The following is a 25,209-nucleotide window of genomic DNA, read 5'->3' as shown; positions in this document are numbered from 1 at the left end:
AGCATGCAGCTTACTTTTAAGCGCATGCAGTCATCAAGCTGACACTCAAATGGCCAACAAAAACAACCAACAGGACAAAAAGCCCAATATCATACTCATTTATGCAGATGATATTAGTGCGCGTGAATTTGCCATGTATCAATCGTCTAAATGGTCTGGTTTCCGAGGCAAAACGACTGACGACAAAGCGAAACTTGCCGACATTCCAGTAATGAGCCAAATGGCAGAGCAAGGCGTTTTTGTAGAAACTGCTTGGGCGGCTACAGTTTGTTCACCTAGTCGAGCTATGATGATGACTGGCCGCTATGCCTCATTGCATAAGTGGTGGCACAACAAAGATTATGGCCAAGTAACAGATGAAAACGGAAAAAAACGACCTACCCGATTATACGAAACCAGCCCATTACAAATCGGCCACATTGCACAACAAGCAGGCTATAAAACCATTTGGGCAGGTAAAACTCAAATGGGTCATTCAACTGATCACAGTGTATATGGATTTGACGAAGGCGTATTTACCCCAGGTACCAACTATCCCGAATTAAGTGAGCATACAACTTTTGGCGTACATGCCAGAAAAGTAAATGGCCAACGTGAATTATTTAATGTTGATTCAGGTAAAAAAATTCAAGGCCGCAGTTACGTGCAACAAGGCTGGTATTGGAAACCAAACGTACAACTAATGAATCATCCTAGCGCTAAATCTAGTTTGGAGTATTGGCCAAATACCCCAGAATCTATCGCAAACTATGGGGTTAATACTTATGGTCCAGATGTTGAGTTAGACTTTATTTTTGACTTTATCGACCGCCAACATGCACAAGACAAACCATTTTTTGTCTACCATACTACGCACCTAGGTCACGACGCCTTTGACTTTTTACAGCCAGAATCAAAAGACAAATGGCCAGGCACACCAATAGTAAATTGGGATGGAGAAAAATATACCCGCGTACAACCCAATATCACCGGCGAAAAAGGCCAGTATCAACTCAATGGCACAGTTACCGAGCCTGGTATTCACACCCATATAGAATATTTAGACTACCAAGTGTGGTTGTATCAGCAAAAACTGCAAAAAATGGGGATAGAAAACGACACCATTTTTATAATTACCGCCGATAACGGTACCAGTGGTTATGGCAAACATATACATGTAAAACAGCAAGGTACTCATGTTCCGTTTATTGTCTATGCACCAGGTCAACAACTCACTAAGCAAGGCAAACAATCTATTCTATTGTCCATTGCGGATGTACTGCCGACCTTAGCGGATATTATGGGGCAACCAATACCTGAAGATTATGAAATTCATGGCAAAAGTTTATGGCCGTATTTAACCACAGACAGCAATAAACACAGAGATTGGATATACGCCTATAAACAAGATATGACACTTATTCGCGGCTTTAACCTAATGAAAGACGGCAACAACGACTGGTGGGATGTCAGTTCAACACCTAAAGACCTAACCAGCTTTACCTCTATAAATGATTGGAGTCAGGTGTCTGATAAACACAAGCAAGAGCGCGATTTATTAAATGACATATTGCCAAGGTTTGATGTTTACCATAGTGAACATGATCCTATAAGCGATTAAACATCAATTGAATTAACTGATAATCCCACTTCGCAGCGCTTTGGCAACCGCACCTGACTGCGACTGCACTTGCAGCTTAGAATAAATTCTAGCAAGATAAGTTGAGACTGTGCTGTGGGAGATATCAAGGTTACGAGCAATTTCTTTTACGCTGCAGCCTTGCGACAACTGTTCAAGTACTTCAATTTCGCGGGCAGCTAAATTGAACTCAGGTTCAGGCGCGGTTTTGCGAATGTTTTGCAACACGATTTTGGCAATTTCAGGGCTCAACACTGAGCCCCCTTTGATGACATCGTGGAGGTTTTTGACGATTTGTTCACTGCTTGCTGACTTTAGCAAATAGCCAGCAGCCCCCGCATCAATCGCTTCTAAAACTTTTTCTTTTTCACTGAAAACCGTTAGCACCACAATCACCAAATCAGGGTGTGTTTGGCGCAATTGAATAATACCTTCAACACCGCCCAATCGTGGCAAACCTAAGTCCATCAATATGACATCGGGTTGTACGGTATTGGCTAGTGTATCAAATAATTCAATACACGACGGAAATGCACGACACTGAGCAATAGTTGGATCATTCGTTAAAACTTTAACCAAGGTACGACGATAGCTCGCGTCATCTTCTACCACCCAAACATTAATAGCCATTATTTACCTCTAATTTGACGTTTGATAACTATCACCTAGCTGCAGGCTCAAGGTGTTTAAATCAATTTTGAGTTCAATACGCACACCTTGGTTTAGCACAGCCGATATTTTTAAATCGGCTGACAATTCTTCAGCCCGCGCTTGAAGGTTTTTTAACCCCCATCCATCGTGAATATCATCAGGGTTAAAGCCACATCCATTGTCCTCTACTACAAGGATTAAAAAGCCATGCTCGCAGCGTGCAATTAAGCTTAAATGAGTCGCGCCGGAGTGCCGTGCACAATTGTTAATCACTTCTTTAAAAAACAGCGATAGATGCTTCTTCACGGCGGTCGAGACTTTAATTTTCGGGCAATGTTCTGCTAGTTTTTGTTCAACCACTACATTGCGTAAAACTCGCTGTGCCCGTTCAAATAATGATTGCAATAAGTCGGGTAATAAACATGAATCACCTTTACTATGCCAAACTATTTCTCGCAATGACGCATTTGCCTCTCGCGCCATAAGTGACAATTCATCCAATTCATTTTTTAATAGCTCACCCGACTGACTATGGCCTTGAGCCAATGAATCAGCCAATAAGGTAATACCGCCTAAACTGCTGCCCACTTCGTCATGTAAATCTCGATTTATCCGCTCAGAATGTTTAATCAACGCACGATTGCGCTGTGATTTTTGATAAAAAAGTACCGCTAGCAACAGCAATAAAAACAACAACACTAGACCAACTATAGTCAATTGCGACAACAACCATTGCCAATAAGAATGCGCTGCAGCTAATTCATTTTTAACCTGTTTAAGTTGTTGGTCGAGCGGCCGACGTTTCGCTAAACCTTTTAACCATTGTTGCTCGGTTAAAATTGTACGTCCCCACACGTAGCCATCTAATAATCGATTCAATTGTGCATTCGCATCCAGCGGTAAACCTTTAGATTTGATTGTTGCGTTGTTAACCAACTGACCATTGTTGGCCACTATCGCAATTTCACCTAAACCTAACACCCATTGATTATTCAATTGCTGCAAATCCGCTAATTGAATACGGATATATTTAACTTTTTTATTGGCCGTATTTACCGAATACAAAGTGCCAAATTGCTCACCTGTGGTTGTGGGTTCGAGTATTTGTGCTGAATTAAAATCTGCTGATTCAGCAGCCGATATCTGAATACTCGCTGGAAAGGCAAAATCAGGTAACAACAAATTACCACTCGGCTTTGCAGGCCATACCTGTATCTTTTTAATGCTGATAGCTTGTGGCAACTCAAGCATCAATTCGACTTGGTGATCAACACCCAATTCATTCTCTGCAGTAAACAAAAAATCAGCTGTGTCCGATTGCTGTTCACTGATCGCAAAACCCAAACTTGTATGCTGATCGGTCAAATATTCTGGGTTCCATTTGGTTGTTTGTTCAAAACTCGCCAAGGTTTTTATTTGTACATCCGGGTTTTGCAGTAGGTTAATTGTGTCACCTGTTTGAGGGTCTTTCGCCCAGATAAAAACTTCACCGAGGGCAAAATGCACGTTGCTTTGTTCTGCCGTTTTAGCTGGAACAGTAATGCGTAACTTATTCGCTTGCTGGTTGATATTGTTAAAATATACAGGGTAAGTGTCAGGATTTGGAAAGTCGGATTCAAACCAATCAACAATACGAGTGAAGGATTTTTCGTGATCTTTTGCAACTTCAATTTTAAACCTTGCAGGAAACGCATAAGAACCGCCGTAAGGTTTAAGTGGATTGAGTGCTGGAACCAGTGTTAGCGCTTCTAGCATGTAAGATTTATCAAAAATAAATTCGATAATATGGTGATCACCTTGGCCGCTGCCAGCTAGCTCTAGTGTTGAATGATAACCTAAACGTTTGTCCGGAATTATTGGGCAATGCCGCGGTAGTTGGGCAATTTTCCAGGTAAGTGCCTGCTCAAGTTTTTTCAGTTGCTCAATGCGAGTGACTGGCCAGCTAGACAAATTTTGCTGATGGTTGTGCTGTAGTTGCAACCAAACTTGTGGATTGATTGGATCAACTATATCTTGAGCTCTAGCAGTTGTTGAATTCGCAAGGGCAATGTTTGTGCAACCCACATACAACAACACATTAGTTGCAATTAAAATCAGCATTTTTGTTAACCAACGAATCAAAATCATCTAACGCTCAAAATCAATAAACCATACAAACAAAATAAAACCTTAGGCTATTGCCAAATGGGAAATTAGCAGCAATGCGCCAACATTGCTGCACCTTAAGTATATCCGTATAAACTAAAGCTAAACGAGATTAATCAGCTTTTAGTGGAATAAACAAAGAATGTGTATCGCCATTTTTTAAGAATATTCCAGCTGTCATCACTGCAGGTTTGCCATCCTCTAAATAGATCCCCATACGCTCATAGCGATGCACTTTAACCGTTTTTCCATCCGTTGTGGTGTATTCCTTGTCGGCCACTTTGTAATGTTGGGCTCTGTGCCAGTTTAAACCATCAGTGGAAGTGAGCATGCCCATATAACCGAACGCATGATACAAATTATAATAGCGCTTGCGCTCTTCGTCGTACCAAACTTCAGGATCTTCCGAGTTATAATTTACCACCACAGGTTTTGACTGCATTTTCCAAGGGCCCAATGGATTATCAGCCAACAAAACGGCTTGCATACGGACTATCTCGTTTGGTTTTTGATCTGGCTGATCACCACGAATAATCATTAAATATCCACCATCAGGGCGTTTAGTCACTGTGACGTTATTCGATTGATTGGCTATTGGAAGTTGCGGTTCAAACAAAGGTCGACTAAAACGTTTCCACGGCCCTTCAATGTTATCTGCGACCGCAACGCCTATGCGTTGATTTAAGCGTAACATACCCCTTAGATTGTCTGGTTTCCATTTGCCATGGCGAACTTCATCCAGTTGAGCTTCGGTTAAATCCATAATGCCAGAGTTGGTCGACATGTAATAAAGATAATATTTACCATCAAACTTATACACTTTTGTACAGTGAACTGTATATTGGTCCCAATAACCATCGCCGCGCCCTGCCAAAACTTCTTGAACTTTTTTCCACGGTCCCGTTGGGCTATCAGACACAGCACGTGAGACAATGCCATCAGTTAACCACGAGTAGAACCCATGTTTTTTCGGCATTTGGTCGTAAAACAAATGGTATTTGCCATCGTCGCCTTTGACTATGGTTGAACCCCAGTTGTAGTAGTCTTTATCATGAAATATATTTTCTTCTGACACTGGCTGCATAGCCGCAGTTAAATTATAGGTGTCAGTGTTATTGGCTTTGACTGTGTTAGACGCGAGCGTTATCAATAAAGCAGCCCACATTCCCAATTTATTTTTTATATTTATGCTTTGCATATATTTCCTCCGGCCAAACTAAGCAGCGTCAGTCGCACTGTTATAGTTCAATTCTTGTTTTTCTACTTGGTCATGTTTTTTACCTATGTATGCCCCCACTAATCCCCAAGAGAGCGCCACAACAGCCCCAAAAATAATCTTTTCAGCTGTGGTAAAACCTAAATAGCCATCGCCAATAAAAGCTATGGTCCAAATCCAAAACACGTCGCCGCCGCGGTAAATTGCAATATCGATAATAGGTTTAGATTTGAAGCGCGCCTCTTTATCTACTGCAGTAAACAAGACCTCTCGGGCTGGTCGGACAATGGCATAGTTACCCGCTCGGCGAACAACCACTAATACCAACACAAATAACACCACAGGGTTGGCACTTAACAACAGCATTAATCCAGCAATTGCAAAAGGGACAAAAGATAAACTGGCAGATATGCCAAATTTTTGGAAAATTCGGTTCGATACAAACAAGCCCAACAAAATAGTTAATGTATTGGTCACAAGCTCAATGCTGCCCAACATTTGTTGTCTTTCTGCACGATCAAATGCAGCCAATACGTCACTTTGTGTTGTGTAAAAAAACGCACTCACCCCAGTCATTAAAAAGATAAAACTCGCGAGCCCAAGTAGTTTTTTGCTTTCGATTAGCTCTTTTAAACCAGAAAATGGGTTAGTTTGCAGTTGCTCTGAAGCGCTATTGTTCGCCCCAATTGAGTCGAAATGGCGGTTTAATATCGCAATAATCGGCAAGCTTAATAACAGTACGACACTTGTTACCACTAGCACATTTTCAATGCTCATAGTTTCAGACAATAAAATAACCGTTAATGGCCCTAATATTGCCCCTGCGCTGGCGCCAGTATTGATAAAAGCAAAGGTGCGTTTACTTTGCGATTTAGAATAATGTTGTGAGACAAAACTCCAAAATACCGAGATATGAAACAAGCTAAACACACTGCTCCATACATAAAAAACTTTGCCTAAAAAATTAACATCAATCCCTAATTTATAAGCAGAGAAAATAGCCATAAAACTGCCAGCGAAAGCAATAAATACACAAGGCACCAACTTTCGAATGGTCATTCTGGCTGCACAAAAGTTGTATAGCATAACGGCTATGGTCGCGAAGACAAACGTATAGGTCCATTGAGTTGCGCGGCTTACATCTCCCCAGTCGCTCGGCAGTGCATCGCGTACTGGTTTTAGAATCATGTAAGATGTCATCAACAAAAATATAAACAGAAAAGACAATAAAGCCCCTTTTGTTTCTTCAGGTTCAATTTGGGTTAATCGATTAAATAAATTCATATTAATTACCACTTAATTGAAAAGCCTGAATAACCCACAAAGGTTCCCGTGTCTTGCATGGATAAACCTTTAATCACCTCTTTGGCTTTACCCATTGAAAACTCTGGTTCTAATTTAGCGTTTTCCCCACCCATATCGGTTTTGTTATGCCCTGGTGCAAGCGCCACAACTGCTATATTGAATTGCTGGAGGTCTTTTGACATATCAATGGTTATTTTATTGAGCGCGGTTTTGGTTGGGTCGTACGAATATATACCATTCACTTTTGGACGATTAACTATGCCACCGTGTGATGAAATATTGACCACCTTTTTCACCTTGCTGGTAGACAACATCAGGTTGGGCAATAACGCTCGCGTCACCATAAAAGGGCCAACAGCGTTGACATTATAGGTCAGTAAAAAATCGCGCCGACTGGTGTTTTTAAATGACTCAAAACCACGATCTAAATTTGCAATGTAGCCAGCATTGTTAACCACAATATCGATAGGTGTGTCTTTTAACGTCAGCGCCATTTGTTCGATTGAAACATCGTCGGTTACATCCAGCTGAACAACCTTAGCCCCCAAAGCCTTGAGCTCGTGTGCCTTTTCAGGTTTGCGCGCTGTACCTATTACTTTATACCCATCGGCAATAAAATGCTGCGACAGAGCAAAACCTAAACCTCGGTTTGCCCCAGTTATAAGTACCGTACCTTTAATTGAATCTGGGCTATGTACATCTGCACTGTGTGCAAAAGCGGAATTGAATAGCGTAAACGCTAATAGATATTTGATTAATTTTGTCATTGTCATGTAACCACACTTTATATTTTGTTAACCATATGTAGTTACCAATTGTATAGTTAGATAAGTTTTACGATAGTCGGTTAAATCAATGACAAAGGTTTGGTTTGATATTTAAAAAACGCCCAAAGTGCTCAAAACCTTGGGCGTTCTAGTCGGACTTAAGGAATTAAATGTGGTGGGATGTTGGCCACTTTATCATCCGCTCCTTTAGCAAAAGTGCTGATGTGGTATGAGTTTTCTTTTGACCAATCAACTTCTATGCGGCCATCACCTAATACAATGTTGCCAAGTTTATTTCTAAACCAATTAGCTAAACCTTTGTAAGCAGGATCGTAGGCCAAGTTGCGTCGTTCCAATGGGTCGATTTTTAAATCGTATAGTGACATTTCTGCTTCTTCGGCTGTTGTCTCTAATGCCCACTTAACGTCTTTACCCAGTCTTTCGGCATTGACTAAACCATTAAATGGTCGGGTACGCATTGAAAACCTAAAGCGTTCTGTATGTAAATAGGCTCGCGGTCCTCCAACTAGATTAAGTTCACCTAACACGTAGTCGCGTTTTGGTGCATTGTCATTCATAACGTCAATTAAGTTGTAGCCGTCTAAATAATTAAACTTGTCTTGTTGGATATCTACACCCGCAGCAGCAAGCACAGTTGGTGCAAAATCCACAAACTCAACTAAATCAGTCACAACTTTGCCTGCTGGCACCAGTGATTTATCAGAGCTGACAATTATTGCGGCATTTTCTACCGACTGTACCCAAGGGCCAAATTTGGCTTCTATGCCCTGCTCGCCTAGGTGCCAACCATGATCGCCCACAGTATATATAATTAAATATTCTTGGTTACGTGCTTCGCTATAAGCCTTAAAAGTTTCGACTGCTTTGCCAATTAAATAGTCGCCATATGCACAAAACGCATAATAATCTTGAATGGCTTTTTGCTTTTCTGCATAAGTCATTTCATCGACTTTCATCGCATTATAAATGGTACGCAATTGTTTAGGTAAATACTCAAGTTCTGATTTTTCAAATTTAGGGATATCGTAAACCTTGTCTTTAAACCTATCTCTAAATTCTTTTGGCGGTAGTACTGGGCTATGCGGTAAATGGAAGCCTAACTGCACAAACTGTGGTTTTGCACTGTCAGCGCCTGTTGCCGCTTTGCCCCAACTAGTGGTAAAGGCATTGTCAGCATTATTCAAGTAGTTTTGCATTTCTTTAACTATGTATGCATCTACGGCTTTATCCGCCGGTTGTGGGTTTTCACCCGCTAAAATTAAGTCCTTTTGATAGCGCGTATAAGCCCGCAACAAATCAAACTCTTTGGCTGTTTTGTTCTTTTCGGCAATATCTTGTGCAGTTAGCTCCTCGTTCTGGCGCTTTAAAAAGTAACTGCGTTTTGTCCCATCTGGGTAGATTACATTTTCGGTTAAACCTGCCATAACAGGTGTACCAGACGAGTGATCGTATGAGGCTTTTACAAACAAATCACCTAAGCCATTTTTTTGCAAATCATGTTTAAAGTGCACTTTATAATCAAATAAATTGGCATCGTGAAAACCTTGACCCGGCCCCCATTTAAAAATGTACGCGTCTTCTTTACCAAACACAGAAGTACCATAACCATGCTCACGCAATGTCTGCGACACTGTAGGGGTTACAAAATCTGGCGCTTGATGGGTTAATTCAAATGCGTAATGGCCGTTTCTAAATGGATAACGCCCAGTCGCCATAGACCCGCGTGACGGACCACACACGGGAGAATTGGTAAATGCTTTGGTAAACAAAACCCCTTCACTTGCTAGCTTATCAATGTTTGGCGACTCTACATGACCCAGTGGGCTATTTTTACTACCAAATACTTGTTGATTGTAATAGCTAACGGAATCAGGCCTTTGGTCATCCGTTATAATCCATAATATATTTGGTTTAGTTTGTGCCTTGGGTTGTGCTTCAGCCACTGCACTGGTTTGTTTATCTTGGCTTTGCTCAGTGCCTGAATTACACGCAATTAAGCTTGCCGATATGGCAGCGGTAAAACCTAATTTGATAACTGATTTAATTTTCATTTTTATACCTTTAAACTCAATAACTAAGCTAAATTACATGCAGCTTGGTAATTCGATATTGGCTAACCCTGCTAATTTTTTGTCGTGCGCACCTAATGCAGCGTCACTGACAAAGTAGCTATTCGGTTTGCGCCAATCAATTTCTACTCGGCCATCACCAATTACAATATCGGTCAATTTTTTCCTAAAATACTCAGTTACTTGTTTATAGTTTGCTTGATAGGCAATATTGTTTTGTTCGTTAGCATCACAGCGCAAATCGTACAAACCCATTTCTAAATCTTGGTTTGACGCATTGTAAGCCCAATAAACATTTTCACCCGGTGCGTAGCCCTTACCTGGGAATCCGTTTTCTTTGCGCACCCGCATCGAAAATGCAAAGTTTTTTGAACGTAAATAAGCACGTGGGCCAACCACTGCATTTAGTTCACCAATAACATAATCTCGGGTTAGCTCTGGTTTGCGAATAACTTCGGCTAAATCAACGCCATCTAATTGAGGTTTGCTGGCTTTAACATCTAAACCTGAAGCGGCTAACAAGGTGGGTGCAATATCAACGTATTCAACAAAGTCCGAATAAACAACACCTTTAGGGAAGCGTTCAGCACGCGAATCCGCTACAACAATAATGCCTTGGTTTGATGTGTTCCAAGGTGAGAATTTAGCCTCTATGCCTTGTTCACCAAGCTGCCAGCCGTGATCGCCCACTGTCACCATAATTACATAGTCGCGACCTTGCTGTTGGCTAAATTTCTTAAATTCATCAATCGCTTGACCAATTAACCAGTCACCATATGCGCAAAACGCGTAATAGTCAGCAATCGCCTGTTGTTTTTGTTCAGGTGTTAAACCGTCAATTTTTAGGTTTTTATATAAGGCCTTCATTTGCTTAGGCAATTTTTCCACCTCAGCTTGGCTAAATTCAGGCACCTTATATGTTTTGCCTTTAAACTGGTCGCGAAACGATTTTGGCGGCAATACCGGCGTATGCGGAAAGTGAAAACCAAGGTTAAACATTTGTGGTTTGTTTAAATCAGGTCCTTGGATTTTGCGGCCAAAAAAGCCATCGTAGCGGGTGTTCGGTTGGCGTAAATGCTCAACAAAGGCTTTTAAAATATAACCATCAAGTGTTTCACCAGCGGGTTTTGGACTGACCCCACCAATAATCAGATTTTTTTGCGAACGTGTATATGAACGTAAAATGTCCAGCTCTTTTTCAACGGCAGTTGGATTGTTTACATCTATATCGTTTTGATCAATTTTCTCAATTCGGCCATCAGGGAAAACATAAACTTCGTCGGATTTTAATTTAACCCATTTAGGGCCACTTTTGTCAAAAGTGTCTTGGCGAGAATAATCGGTAAAGAGCTTAGGTTCTTTACCATTGTTATGACCTTGATGGCCTAAATCACGGCTGTAGTCTATTTTCTCATCATAAATGGCGACTTCTTGTTTTAAGCCACCATCTTGCCACTTTTTATAACGCACACCCCGTTTACCAAATAACACAGTTTGATACCCTTGCTCAGACAAGGTTTGTGATGTTGTTGGCATTGCTAAGTCATGCTGATTATGAAAGTATTCAAAACCAAATCGACCCGAGTGATGCGGATATAAACCAAACTGCATAGAGGACCGAGACGGTGCGCACGCAGGCGAATTGGTGTAAGCATGGGTAAACATGGTGCCTTCACTGGCCAATTTATCAATGCTGGGAGATGACACATAACCCAGTGGGCTCTCAGCTTTACCTGTTTGACTCATATTGTAAGCTGCAATTGAGTCTGCCCTTTGGTCATCGGTTACTATCCATAAAATATTTGGCTGCTGAGAAACTTTTGGCAGCTCAGTTTTAACCTTGGCTTCTGGCGCTTTACTGACAACCTCATTGTTTTTTTCTTGTTTGAGCGTACTGTTGCAGGCGCTCAGCGCTATCATGCAACTTGCAACAACCAATTTAGTTTTAAAGCTAATCATTTATTACCTCATGACGATATTATGCGAATAGGCATTTGAGCATTGGTCTCTTTTAGCCATTTTTTAAATTTTGTTTTTAAAGATTGTGTAATATCCGGGTGAATCTTGGATAGGTCTTCACTTTCACTTGGGTCAACGTACAAGTTGTATAACTCGACTGAGTCGTCGTCATACCAATTTATTAACTTGTACGCCCCTTGAATAATTGCGCCCCCTAACCGATTATTTTTGTGCCATGCATAATTTGGGTAATGGAAGTAGATGGCTTGCCGATTTAGATTTTTCGTTTCAGTTAATACTGGCAATAAACTTTCACCGTCGATATTAGAAAATGAATTTGGGTTGATCCCAGCAGCAGACAAAAATGTTGGAAAGAGATCTGTATTAATAATTCGATTTTGATTAACGACATTTTCTTTAATTTTTCCAGGCCATTTAGCAATAAATGGCACTCTTACACCGCCTTCGTATGGAAAACCTTTGCCATACTGAAGCTCTCCATTGTCTGAGAGTTTCCAAACACCACCGTTATCAGAAGTAAAAATAATCAAGGTGTCATTCGCCAACCCCAAATCATCAACCGCTTGTAATACTTTACCTACCGAAGTATCCATAGCTTCAATCATGCCAGCGAACACGGGTAAACCGACATTTTTACCTTCTTTGGCACGCTGCTGATATTTTTTGGTTAACGCCTCAGTTGTTTTAAGTGGCGAATGTACAAGGTAGTTCCACATCACAGCTAAAAAAGGTTTTTGGCTGTCATCTGCCATAAAATTGATTACTTCATTGGCAAGACGAGTCGGTAAATACTCTCCATTTTCACCATCCGACATATATGGATTTTTGTACGGCGAAAACCAAGAAGGAGGTCCTCCAAAAGCGCCTCCCCCCACATTAATTTCAAATCCTTGGTTGTCAGGTAAAGTGGACGGGTCGTCCACTTCAAAATTCTTTTTACCCATTAATGACAAATGCCACTTACCAAAGAATCCAGTGCGATAACCATGGTCACGCAATACTTCAGCGAAAGTAATTGCCGACTCTGGTAACGCAGTTAAGGTTGGAGCATCTAGCAAAGTAGCACTATCAGGAGTAAATACCTCATGTGAAATATGATTTGTTAATCCAATTCTGGCTGGATGTTGCCCAGTAATTGCGCCAGCCCTAGATGGTGAACAAACAGGTGCACTAGCATAAGCATGGGTAAACAACATTCCAGAGTTAGCTAGTTTATCTAAGTTGGGCGTGTCGATATCTCGCTTGCCATAAGCACCGATATCTTGCCAACCTAAATCATCAACCATAATAAATAGAATGTTAGGCTGCTCACCATCGAGTTTATTTGCATATGCTTTTACGCTAGTGATGCAATAGAAAATCACCAGGCTAATCATAAATATACAGCTAGTTAGCAATCTTGTTTTTTTTCGCATCTAACCAATACCTATTTAATCTAACACTGTAAGTTGAACTTGGTCTGATATACCGCTTGTTAAAAAGCTTGGCGATTTTCCATCGGCAAGCGGTTTAGCGTCACTCCACGAATAAACATGAATAGTCACTTTGCCTGCTTTATGCGCGACCACTTCGCCAAATTTATTAATTGAAGCGATAGCAAGATCAGACGAAACCCAAACGACACCATCTCTATTCGTGTTAAATGGCAAAGTTGACACATTTAAATCCAACTTTTCACCAACAATTAACTTATTTTTAGTTGAATGAATAATAAGTTGCTGCGCATCAACATTTTTGTTGCTTTCAACCACTTGTTTGAGTTCGAGGTAAGCACGTTTTTGCTTTGGGGTTAGCTTGTTTATATCCAAGCCATTGTAACGGCGCACCCCCCAGCCCACAGTGATATATTTGTCACCTTGGCGCTCAAATAAATCTTGGGTTAAATCAAAAAATCGCCCATTGGGATAGGCTTTAGTTGGACCGTAATATTTGTACGATTTATTAAAAGCAAAGTGGGTAAAACGTTCGTTGTTTTCAATACCGTCATAGCGACCATTGGCAATGTACCAACTGTAAATGTGTTTTCTATGCTCTTGAGTTTTATCTAACATTTGTGGCCAAAAGCTAATGCCATCTAAACGAGTTTCTTGAGGAATGGGCACACTTGCAGCTTCAGCTATTGTAGGAAAAACATCAGTAACATAGGTTAACCCGTCATAACTATGTACGCTGTTTTCACCAGCTTGAATTGTACCTGGTTGACTAAGCACCATGCCAACATGAATACCGTTGTCAGCATTACCGCCTTTACGTGCAGGATATTCACTGCCATCTTTTTTCACATGGGTAAAAATTTCTTTAGTGCCATTGTCGCCCATAACAACAATCAGCGTCTCTTCACGCAAATTGAGTTCATCTAATTTATTAACCACCTTACCGATTAGTTTGTCGGTATATTCAATCATGTCAGCTATGTATTTAGGATCGTCCCCCTTGTGACCATTTTTGTTGTTTGGCCATTCATCAAAATTATCAAATATTGAGTTGGGCTTTGTATCTGGCGTTGGTTTGTGATCGTCATGCACAAGCGCCATTGGGTAGTATAAGAAGAAAGGTTTGTCTTGGTTTTTTTCGATAAACTTGAGCGCATGTCGATTATAAATATCAGGACCATACCAACGACGACCTGTTGCAGGATCTAAGTCGGTGCGTTTTCTATAGTCAACCAACTCACCATTTATCACCAAATTTGGATTGATAAAACGTTGCCCTTCTTCTACCACATCAAAAGCGACATAGTCATCCCAGCCAAATTCACTAATGTAGTGTTTACCTGGTATCTGTTTGGTACCACGCGTTTGTTTCCATTTACCGAACATGCCTGTTGTGTAGCCTGCTCGTTTAAACACATCACCAAAAGTAATATCCGATTCATGCTGTGATTTAGGTTTTAGATAATTACGGTTATTTTGTTTACCACTCATCAATGCAATGCGGGTGTTTTCGCATAGTGGGTGAGTAAATGCACGTTCAACTCTAACGCCCTGCTGTGCAAGCTTATCTATATTGGGTGTTGAAAATTGAATATCTGCAAACTTGCCATGTTTTGAACGAATGATGTCAGCTCCATAGGTGGTAAAACCATAATGGCTTAAATCATCAATAAGAATGAGGACAATGTTAGTGTGGGGTTTTGGTTGTTTTTCGGCCGTTATTTCAGATGAGTTCTGAGTTTGAATGTTAATGCAGCCTGCAAGCACTATTAGGCTTGCGATAGCTAAACAAAAAATCTTTTTTTTCATGAGTACTTCCAATGAGACTTTGGCTAAAGTGGATTTATTGAATTTAAAAAAAAGCCCTCACAAGGAGGGCTAAAGATAAACACCGGATGTCAATTAGTGTTATGGAACCTGGTAGAGGCGAACATCTTTAATAGTGAAAGATTGATCGTTTTGCCAGAATACGAAATCTAAAGTAACGTCTTCATCTTTCCAGTTCACACCTGATGGTTTTTCAAACTCAGTTAGCATAACCAATGCAACATTGCTGTTTGCATCAACATTTCTATTGGTCATGTCGCGCTGAATCATTGCTGAGCCACCTGCATTCGATAAACGAATTGCAAAGTTTTTCAATCCAACAGGAAGTTCAAACTCAACCATATAACGGCCACCCGTTTTAACAGCGCCGGCTTTAACCGGAAAGCTAACAACTACAGGCTCAGTTTTACCCGTTGTATTAACTTTAAGCTCTTGTGCAGCAGTATCAACTGTTACTGTACCTTGGCCATTGTTGCTAACTAATGCCGCATCAAGGAATTGACCCGCATCACTTTCAATAATGTCCGCTTTTGCTGTATCAATAAAGTTAAAGTTAACCACTTTAAATGAATCCCAAACTGAGTTTGGTTTGTCATGCGCACCACTATTATTGAATATGTACATACCAAGTGCTGCTGGGTCTGCTACAGGTGATGTATGCGTGTTGTGGGTATACCACCACTCACGCCATTGGCCAGCGTCAGCTGCTTTGTACGGTAAGCGATAACCGCCCCACCAGCCTGCATCCCATAACTGGTTTCTTTCTGGCGCTCGGCCATTGGCAAACGTAACCATAGGCATTACTTCAAGATCAGAAATCTCATCATTCTTAAACCACCAAGAAATGTAGTACTTTCTGTTATCAATTAAGTCAGGGAACTTACCAGCAGGAATATCATTGGTTTTCTTAGCAATAGATTGCTTAGCACCTTCACCCGCTTGCACCAAATCAGTTACATGCACAAAGCCATTTGGATCTAAGAATAATGTAGATTCTGCTGTATCTAACCCAGCATCCAAATCATCACGGAACAAGTTAAAGTCGCGCTCAGCAATTGCAACTGTCAATGTACGCGTTTGCGCACTTTCATCTCCAGAATCGGCGTTTCTGAGTTTATACTCAAACATTAATTCATGGGGTTGACCTGGTTGTGTTTCAGCAAAAAATGCATGAGTGTCAATATCTAAAGTATTGCCACCAGCATAAGATAAACCAAACTCAAGTGCCGCTTTATCTTTTTGTACAAAGTTGATAACTTCTAAGTTATCACCTTCGGTTAGCTCCAATAAATCAACTGAAACGACTCCATCAGTATCGCCAGACTCTTGAATATTGATAGTATGTTCTGCAGTTTTAAATGCAGGGAAACCAACAGGTGGTAAACCACTGATAGTTACGACTTTAACACCAGTCACTTCTTTTATGCCGTCGGTTAAAGTATACAAAATACCTACATTCTTTTTCTCTTGGATAAAGAGTTCATCTGCATATAATGATGGGTCAACAGTTAAAGTGACATCAGCACCGTTGCATTTCGCAGTACCATCATGCAAAGGCTGATTATCATAAGCCAGCTGCGCTTCCATCTCAGCGATTTCAGCATCCGATTTACCCGCTTTTTGTGCATCGGTTAACGGTGGAAAGATATACTGAACACAGTCTTTCAACCACAAATTTTGCACAATTGGAAATTGTAATTCGTCAAAACCACTCTGGCCATTATCTACGATATATTGCGCCATATCTGTGATGTCTCGGTCTGATGCATGATCAAGTAGATTCACCACAACCTCAGGGTCGCGTTCAGCAACAACTACTTTGTCTGCATCTACTTCAACTTGGTCAATAACAGGCGCATAATCTTCACCTTGAACCGTAATTTTAACTTCGCGTGCTACTTCAGCTTCACCATCGGTAAAGATAACTTCGAGATGCAAAAATGCTTTATGTTCATCCGTTAACATAGGTGCAAATGCAGTCGGGGTTACTTTTACTTTGTCATCTAAAATTTCAAAGCCAAATTCGGCTTCAGTAATCTTTGGTCTGCCGTCAATACATTCGTCAACAACTGGTTCTTCTGTATCTAAACACCAGTCCGTCCAAATTGGGCGAATAGATTTAATTGCGACACGATCCCCCATGTCAGGGTCTGATACACCTTGCTTTAAATCAACAAATGTAAAGTTTACTTTTTCACCGCCGTTAGGGTCTGGGTAAGTAAACTTCCCATCAGCAGGGTTTAAACCATCAGATTCCATAAAATTGACTTCGATCAGAGCTGGTTCAACTACGGGTGCTCTATTCTCTGAAGTTTTATTATTTGGATCATCAGCTACACAACCAACTAGCGCTACAGAGATAACAGACGCTAGCATCGTTTTTGCAAAAAATTTCATAATCTTGTTACCACGCTATTAAAAGTTAACACGTAAGTTAATACGGTAATTTGTACCAGTCTTATACATAAGTTGAGTTCTACCTTTATAGACGCTATCCACCAAAGCATTACCCTCATCAAGCTTAGCTTCTATTGGAGAACCGTTGGTATCAAGGATTTGATTGCCACTATCATCCAATTCGTAATCTCCAAGCCACATATTCCTGCTCGTGTAATAATGACGTGTTGCTGTATCAGTAATATTTAATGCTTGGAAAGAAACGGTCATTTTGTTATTGATTTTATAACTCGCGTTAAAATCAAGGCCACTATCCCCTTCTTGCCACAATGCACCTTCACCCCAACTACCATTGACCAGTTCATCTGACTTACCGCGGTAACTTAGTCTTAACTGGTGGCCAAATTTTTCCCAATATACAGTCGCGTTATAACTATGGGTTGGTGTTCTATCAGACGGTAACGGTTTTAATCCACCAATAATATCTGATGCCTCCAATTCCTTTTGAGACTCCTGATAGGTATAGTTGGCATTAACACCTAAGCCAGACCAAATGCCAGGTAAAAAGTCGTAAGTTTGTTGGTATTGCAACTCAACCCCAGCAATTTCCGCACCTTTACCATTACGTATTTCTGTTACGTTAAATACAGCACATTTCTCAAGTAATTCGTCGGTAGTAACCCCACCTTCATTATCAAAATCACCTGATATAAAGTAATCTTGACGAACTTGGTCGGCAATTGCGCGTGCAGGGAAACAAACACCCATTTTATCTGCATCAGTTGCAAACTCGTTTACAACCTGTTCTTCAGTTTTGATCAGATTGTCTAAGTTATATCCATCAAGGTTAGCGATGCGTAAATCATCCATAAGTGATTTATAATCAATCGGAGCTTCAAAGTTCGACATATCTTTATAGAAGAATGCAGCGCCTAACATACCTGTCTTATTGAAGTACCACTCTATCGATAAATCTAAATTTTTAGATTCCAAAGGTAATAGTTTTGGATTGCTTAAAGATATCTTGTTACCCGTACGAGTTCCCCACACAGATTCATTAACGGTAAAGCCCGGTTTTAAACTGTCGATTTTTGGACGAGACATAGTTTTAGATACTGCAAAACGAGCGATCAAGTCTTCAGTCACTGCGAAGTTTAGATTTAAACTAGGTAATACCATGTCATAATCGTTTTCACCAGTAGTTCTAAAGTTTTGGATATCGCGACGTTCACGCACTACATCTGGGTTATTAGCATTTAAGTGCTCTTCGGTGAACATATGATAGTTAGTTGAAGTACTAATATCTGAATGTCGAGCAAAAGTTACCCAACCAACATTTGGCTGACCTTGCGCATTAACAGCAAAACCTTGATACATATCCGTATAAGGGTCGTAACACAAACCATTGGTTTCAGTTAATTTTTTCAGTGGCAAATCATCACTACGATCATCTGGGGTACCATTGTTATACCAACCATGTCCATCTACACGCGCATACGAGTATTCTCTACCTGGGGTAGTTGATGGATATTCAATTGAAGTTTGTCCATCTGCAGTCGTATAACCGTCGGCTAACTCATATGGGCCTGTATTTGCAGTTGGTTGACCATGACATAATGGGTTTGCGCTGTTACGTAACTGCAATGCATAAAAAGGGTCGAATATACGATGTAACAATTGAGGATCAGTTTGATAGGTTGCACCTGAATATCCCCAAGTATTAACAACGTCTTTTACGTATCTAACACCAAGGTCTGCAGTTAATCTATCATCTATAGCTGAAAAATTGAGTTTAAGATAAGCAGCTTGAGTTTCAATATCCATTTCACGCGTTTGCGAATTGTTAATAGTTAATGCTGCATTTGCTGAACCTAGAGCGCGCTCAAATGCTAAAGTTGAATCAATCATAGGCCAGCCATCAGTAGCTGCATTTCGACTGACTCCTAAACCGTCCATAAAGTCGTTGTAAGGGAAGCTATCTGTACTCGCAATTTCAGAACCTAAAATTTCAGTAACAGATCCACCAGCTTTGATAATTTTATCAGTGACATAATTACCGTCGTTGTCAAATACAGGAACTGTGTTTGCTTGGGTTACGTTGTCAAATTTTCCTTGTTGATTATCAACAAATTTTGTACGTTTGTTAGCCTTTGCGCCAAATTCAACTTTAACTAATGGACCAAAATCAACATCCCAATCAAAATCTAGCGATGCACCTTTGTAAGTATCTTCTATTTTTCGAACCGTACGGCCCATAAAACCAATGTTGGTTGCTGCGCGATCATCAGGGTTAAAACCAGTTATTACGTCATTATCAAAGTTAGTATCAGGGTCGTTATGTACAATTAAACCGTTACCAAATTCAAGCTCACAAACACCATTAGATTTGCCTCTACAGTCGTAACCTACTGGTTGAATACCGCCGACTGTGCCATATTCACCAGCGAGTGCCAGCCTTGACTGTGGAATTTGGAAACCTTGCATAGTAATAAAACTTGAAGGACCTGGGTGTTCAACAGTTTCAGAATAATTAACTTTAAAATCCATTTTTAAATCGTCTGTAATTAACTGCTCAATTTGAATACCACCAGACTTATTGACAATATCTTTAACACCTTCCGAACGATTATAACCACCATCACCGAATCGATTAACAAATTTATCTACAGTGTTAGTATCAGTATTAATTTGAATCCAATCTAATGCTGGATCGCTAAATTTAGCTGCTTTATCAAGCGATTGAATGGCGTCATGATTAATTCCCGCCTCAAGTAAAGGAGTATCTGCGCGCGTGCGAGTCGCAATGGCTAAATCATCATTTACTAGGGTTTGTTTACTATAGTTGAAGTCAACCAATACATTAGTTGAATCTGTAGGCAACCATTGAAAAACAAAGTTACCACCTTGGCGGTCGCGTGTATTTTGCAACATTGAATACTGTGCCTGGCCACGAACTATAGCGTAAGTATCGGTTAGTACATTGCCATCTTGATCAGAAGCTAAAGGAAACTGAACAGCTTGATATTGATTGTCTCCAACGATAAATCGATCAGAACGAAATGCTTGCGTTTCTTTAAATAGAGTTGCTGCAACCCCGAATGTATCATCAAAGAACTTATCTGAAATTGAACCTGACAATTTATAGTCCGACTCTTCCGATAATTCGTTGTATCTTCCTTGAAGAGTTATACTACGTACGTTATTTTTACGGTTAAGCGGCTTACCAGTTTCAAGGTTAATTGTTGCGCCTAGTGACCCCTCGTCATGATCAGCACTGGCTGTTTTAACAACGGTAATTTTTGAAAGAATATCAGATGAAAAAGCTGAAAGGTCAACACCTTGGTTATCACTTGCACTGGTTAACTGCACACCATTTAAAGTAATTACGTTTTGATCTGGACTAGTACCGCGCACTGAAACCTTAGTACCCTCACCACCTTCTGTTTGAATAGAAATACCTGTTACACGCGATAGTGCATCAGCAATATTTTGGTCTGTTGATTTCCCAATATCCTCAGCAAAAATTGAATCTGAAACATTCGAAGTATTTCTTTTTTCAAACATTGATTTTAAAACACTGCCGCGGTAACCAGTTACCTCAATTACCTCTGGTTCAGCGTCATCTTTCTTCTTTTTCTTTTCATCTTCTGCTTCAGCTGCATAAGCCATTTGGCTAGCAGTTAGTGCCGAGGCCATCATCAGCACTATAGGTTTAAACTTAAATTGAGTCGCCATAAAGCAACCTCCAAAAATTTAATGTAGTAAATGTGTTTATCGTTTTCCCATTGGGTGATTACAAGTCACTTTGTTATCACGAAGTTAATAGTTGCACAGAGAAATGTCTTTTGTCAACAATTCACACCAACAAAAACATCAAAAAGTTTCAAACAAAGACTAAAATAGAAACACAAGTTTTTATAAAACTTTTTTAACACCCAAAGCATATTTTTATAAATCAACAATATAAACCATACAAAAACCCTATTACCACTGGGCTAACCACCTCATTCAAAGCTAAGCAAGCGCACATTCAATGTAAAATTTATGTGAAAACAAAAATTGACCCACCTCAACAATGATGTAAAATGCATCACTGATAAATGTTAACAATAAACCATACGTAAAATAACAGGTTAAAAATATGACTTATTACCGCACTAAAGCGCTGGCAATAACAACTGGCTTGCTGTTATCCATGTCGGCTGAAACATTTGCGCAAACACAAACCGATATCAATTTAAACGTGCAGCACTCTGTAGGCGGGGTTGCAGAGTTTGACCGTAAAAAGTTTATAACACTACACGCAACCCTTTCTGAAAGCGGTTGGACAGGCGAAGAAGAAAAACTTCAATACATGATGGACGAGCTAAACGTTTATTTTGGCCGTGACAATGGCTCTATTATGTGGAATTTAAACCAAGCAACAGAAGATCCTGAACGTCCTGGCTATGTTGACCCCACATACATGGCTACTAAAGGTAAGCAAGCTAGAATAAATGCTTACGGTAAGCAGTTAGCAGACCGACATCAATTTGACGATCACAACGATGTTATGGTGGGTGGACAAACCAGCAGCTTCTGGTTGGGCCGCTCGACAAAACCCTGTTGTGGCAAAGAAGGCTGGGAAATTGCTGGAGCTGACGCTATTGGCGAATATGTTGGTCACTTTTTAAATGAGTTTTATCGTAATGACGGTGAAGACCCGAGCATGGGCCAAGCACGGCCAAAACTATTTGAAGTATTAAATGAGCCTTTATATGAATTAATAGATGGCGAAGCTGACTCACATGTAACACCACTTGAGGTGTTTGAGTACCACAATGATGTCGCTACGGCGGTTCGAAAATTTAACGATTCAACTCTGATTGGTGGTTATACAACTGCCTTCCCTATTTTTGAAGAGCGAGATTTTGCCCGCTGGGATGAACGCATGAAGCTGTTTATGGACACCAGCGGCGAATATATGGATTTCTTTTCCATCCATATTTACGACTTCAATAACTTAGGCAACGATGGCAAAGTGAACTTTAAAGGCGGCCGTTTAGAAGCCACTTTTGACATGATGGAGCATTACAGTGCACTGCGTTTAGGTGAAGTGAAGCCTTTGGTCATTTCTGAATATGCTGGGCGTGATCATAAATTAGAGAAAAATTATTGGAGCTCGTACCGAGATTGGCAATCAATAAAAGCCATTAGCCCTTTGTTATTGTCACAGATGGACCGACCTAACTTAATTTTAAAATCAATTCCATTTATTAATGTAAAAGCGATTTGGGGTACTGCCGATGGCATACCATACAATTGGCGTTTATTGCGCCAAGAAAACGAAAACGCTGATGGTTTGTCGGGCGATTGGGTATTCTCAGATGTAGTTAAATTCTACGAGCTATGGTCTGATGTGGAGGGCACACGTGTAGAATCTCGTACCACCAACCCTGATGTTTTAATTGACACATATGTAAATGACAACAAAGCTTACGTTATTTTAAGTAACTTAAACTATTCGCCAGAAACTGTTTATTTAAATCTATTTGGTGAAAATGATAACAACATTAGCCAAATTAAGGTCAAGCACTTACATTTAAGCGGTGGCAAGGTTGTATTAGACGAAACGACTCAAAGCACCTCACTTGAATCCTTCACGCTCGACACTGAAGCAACGGCAATTATTGAATATACCTTTGATAGTGCCTTGGCTATTAACCAAACAGCCGAGGAGAACAAATACTATGCACAAAGCTACAACCAACAAATTATTGCTAACCAAAGCATTCAATTTAACATTAATGACGTTGTAACTAGCCAATATGGTGATGCAACTTTAAGGCTGGGTATTGGTAGAGACTTAGACAAAAGCCGCCAACCGATTGTGAAAGTAAACGGTGTGCAAATTGATGTGCCAACTAACTTTAGTGGTGACGATCAACAAAACCGCCCTGCTTTTTTTAGCTTGTTAGAAATTCCGGTACCTTACAATTTATTAACTGAAGAAAATACGCTTGAGGTAAAATTTAACGATGATGGCGGCCGTGTAAGTAGCGCGGTATTGCAAGTAATGAACTTTAGTGCTGACATTCGCGCGAAAACATCAGCAGTAACAGGCGTTGCAATTTCGCACCATGGTCACTTCTTAGCCACTGGCGAAACCGTGCAAATTGAAGGCACAGCACTACCATTTTTTGCAAACAACACCCAAGTCACTTTTAGCGTTGATAACCCAGCGGTTGCTAGCATTTCAAGCGACGGGCTGTTGACAGCACTAAACCCAGGGCAAGTCATTGTCACTGCAACTTCAGTTGAGGGCGGATTAACAGCTCAAAGCACTATTACAGTTGAACAACCCGCAGAAGCTTCGTTTAGTTTTGACGACATCAATAAATATAGAACAGCCGAGTACACAGCAGGTGAAACGTTAGATGTTACAACACATTTTGAAGCAGGCACTGGTTCAACCGTTTCAGATAAATTTGGTGGTGTTCAATATTTGTTACGAGAGCTCACATCAAGCTGGCAGGTTGTTAAAGATATTGCCGTGACTGACTACTCGGCGGTTGGCCAACAACGCGGTACTTCAAGTGTTAATATTCCACTGCATGGCGTAACAGCGACTGAAAACTTACCAGAAGGCAACTTTTACTTTTTATTCATCCGTTTTGCCAACACCGAAGGCGTTACTAAAACAGTGCAACTAGCTCGGCTGAACATCAAACCTGATCCAAATGTTGTGCCTGCGATGCTTAGTTTAGATGACCCAAGCATTTATCAAACAAGTTCGTATGTTGCTAATTCAACCCTTCCTGTAACCGTGAATTTTGAGGCTGGTACCGGTGAAACCGTAACCAACCAATTTGGTGGCGTTCAGTTCTTTTTGCGCTTAATTGATACATCCACTGGTAGTTGGCAAGTATTGCAAGATGTGACCATTAGCTCTGCTGATGCAATTGGTCAGCAGAATGGTCAAGCTACCGCAAACTTATCGCTAGCAGGATTAACTCCGACCGCCGATTTACCAACTTCTCAGTTCTACTTTTTATGGGCTAGATTTAATAGTTCAGATGGTAACAACTATTCAATTGGTGGAGTATCACCTATCGAAATTATTGAGCCATCTATAGCGCCATCAGTAACCTTTGATGACCCTACAAAATATAGCAGTACCACATATCTAACCTCTGGTTCAATGGATTTAACCACCAATATAGAAGCAGGCTCGGGCAATGTTATTAGCGAAAAACTGGGCGGCGTTAAAGTATTTTTACGAGAATTGCGCCCTAACTGGACTGTGGTTAAAGACGTAATCGTGTACGACAGCTCAGTAATTGGCGAACAAACAGTTAGCTCAACTGTATCAATCCCACTAGGAGGATTAACTCCAACCCACCAGTTACCAGCAGGAAACTTTTATTTCCTATACGTTCAATTTGCCTCGTCTAATGGGCAAACCTATAACAACGGTATTGCAAGGTTAAATATTGATAGCGACTTTGACAACGACGGTATTGGCGATTTGCTCGATACCGATGACGACAATGACGGCACACCAGACGCGACAGATACCTTCCCGTTTGACGCAGTTTATGGCGTATTGGGCGATTTTGATGGTGACCAAGATATTGACCGCAAAGATATCTCTTTCTTTGTTCGCGCACTACGTAACCCAAGCTTGATTCGACCTGAGTTTGACTTTAATGGCGACGGCAAAGTGCATCAAAGTGATGTCAGCAGGTTACGCAATTTGTGCACACGCCCACGCTGCGCTGAATAATCTATCGGCTATTTT

Annotated in this window: 13 protein-coding genes; 2 read left to right on the top strand and 11 right to left on the bottom strand. The window is 40.6% G+C overall.

What is annotated here, in order from left to right; all coding sequences use genetic code 11:
* The first annotated feature begins 49 nt into the window (after positions 1–49).
* Positions 50–1,600, top strand: a complete 1,551-nt coding sequence (locus DS2_RS06795) for a sulfatase-like hydrolase/transferase (protein WP_035013937.1) — start codon at positions 50–52, stop codon at positions 1,598–1,600.
* 12 nt (positions 1,601–1,612) lie between these two features.
* Here DS2_RS06795 and DS2_RS06790 read toward each other — a convergent pair whose 3' ends face one another.
* The 11 genes from DS2_RS06790 to DS2_RS06740 all read right to left on the bottom strand — a co-directional run bounded on the left by DS2_RS06790 (position 1,613) and on the right by DS2_RS06740 (position 21,164).
* Positions 1,613–2,248, bottom strand: a complete 636-nt coding sequence (locus tag DS2_RS06790) for a response regulator transcription factor (RefSeq protein ID WP_035013936.1) — start codon at positions 2,246–2,248, stop codon at positions 1,613–1,615.
* A gap of 9 nt (positions 2,249–2,257) precedes the next feature.
* Complete coding sequence (locus DS2_RS06785) at positions 2,258–4,369, bottom strand: sensor histidine kinase (RefSeq protein WP_160168543.1); 2,112 nt, start codon at positions 4,367–4,369, stop codon at positions 2,258–2,260.
* A 157-nt stretch (positions 4,370–4,526) separates the two neighbouring features.
* Positions 4,527–5,612, bottom strand: a complete 1,086-nt coding sequence (locus DS2_RS06780) for a glycoside hydrolase family protein (protein WP_035013934.1) — start codon at positions 5,610–5,612, stop codon at positions 4,527–4,529.
* Positions 5,613–5,630: 18 nt separating this feature from the next.
* Complete coding sequence (locus tag DS2_RS06775; protein ID WP_035013933.1) at positions 5,631–6,914, bottom strand: NTP/NDP exchange transporter; 1,284 nt, start codon at positions 6,912–6,914, stop codon at positions 5,631–5,633.
* A gap of 5 nt (positions 6,915–6,919) precedes the next feature.
* On the bottom strand, positions 6,920–7,702 hold the full coding sequence (locus DS2_RS06770; RefSeq protein WP_035013932.1) for an SDR family oxidoreductase: 783 nt from the start codon (positions 7,700–7,702) through the stop codon (positions 6,920–6,922).
* Between the two features lie 158 nt (positions 7,703–7,860).
* Entirely contained in the window at positions 7,861–9,774 is a 1,914-nt protein-coding gene (locus DS2_RS06765) for a sulfatase-like hydrolase/transferase (protein ID WP_081754210.1), read from the bottom strand.
* A 33-nt stretch (positions 9,775–9,807) separates the two neighbouring features.
* On the bottom strand, positions 9,808–11,751 hold the full coding sequence (locus DS2_RS06760; RefSeq protein ID WP_051479687.1) for a sulfatase-like hydrolase/transferase: 1,944 nt from the start codon (positions 11,749–11,751) through the stop codon (positions 9,808–9,810).
* 8 nt (positions 11,752–11,759) lie between these two features.
* Positions 11,760–13,148, bottom strand: coding sequence for a sulfatase (locus DS2_RS06755; RefSeq protein ID WP_035013931.1), 1,389 nt, complete (start codon positions 13,146–13,148; stop codon positions 11,760–11,762).
* 54 nt (positions 13,149–13,202) lie between these two features.
* Positions 13,203–15,014 carry a sulfatase-like hydrolase/transferase gene (locus DS2_RS06750; RefSeq protein ID WP_081754208.1) on the bottom strand — a complete coding sequence of 604 codons (1,812 nt, stop codon included), beginning with the start codon at positions 15,012–15,014 and terminating at the stop codon, positions 13,203–13,205.
* 99 nt (positions 15,015–15,113) lie between these two features.
* The gene (locus tag DS2_RS06745) at positions 15,114–17,429 is read right to left on the bottom strand and encodes a hypothetical protein (RefSeq protein WP_035013929.1); all 2,316 of its coding nucleotides are present in this window, start codon (positions 17,427–17,429) and stop codon (positions 15,114–15,116) included.
* A gap of 18 nt (positions 17,430–17,447) precedes the next feature.
* A complete protein-coding gene (locus DS2_RS06740) occupies positions 17,448–21,164 on the bottom strand; it encodes a TonB-dependent receptor (protein ID WP_035013928.1) in 3,717 nt (1,238 codons plus the stop codon).
* 406 nt (positions 21,165–21,570) lie between these two features.
* On the opposite strand from DS2_RS06740, the gene DS2_RS19715 reads away from it, so the two are divergent.
* A complete protein-coding gene (locus DS2_RS19715) occupies positions 21,571–25,194 on the top strand; it encodes an Ig-like domain-containing protein (protein ID WP_051479686.1) in 3,624 nt (1,207 codons plus the stop codon).
* Positions 25,195–25,209 lie beyond the last annotated feature (15 nt).

This window comes from Catenovulum agarivorans DS-2 (assembly GCF_000568405.1).
Classification (GTDB): Bacteria; Pseudomonadota; Gammaproteobacteria; order Enterobacterales; family Alteromonadaceae; genus Catenovulum; species Catenovulum agarivorans_A.
The sequence above is the reverse complement of the archived record's forward strand: the minus strand, read 5'-3'. Positions and strand labels throughout refer to the sequence as shown.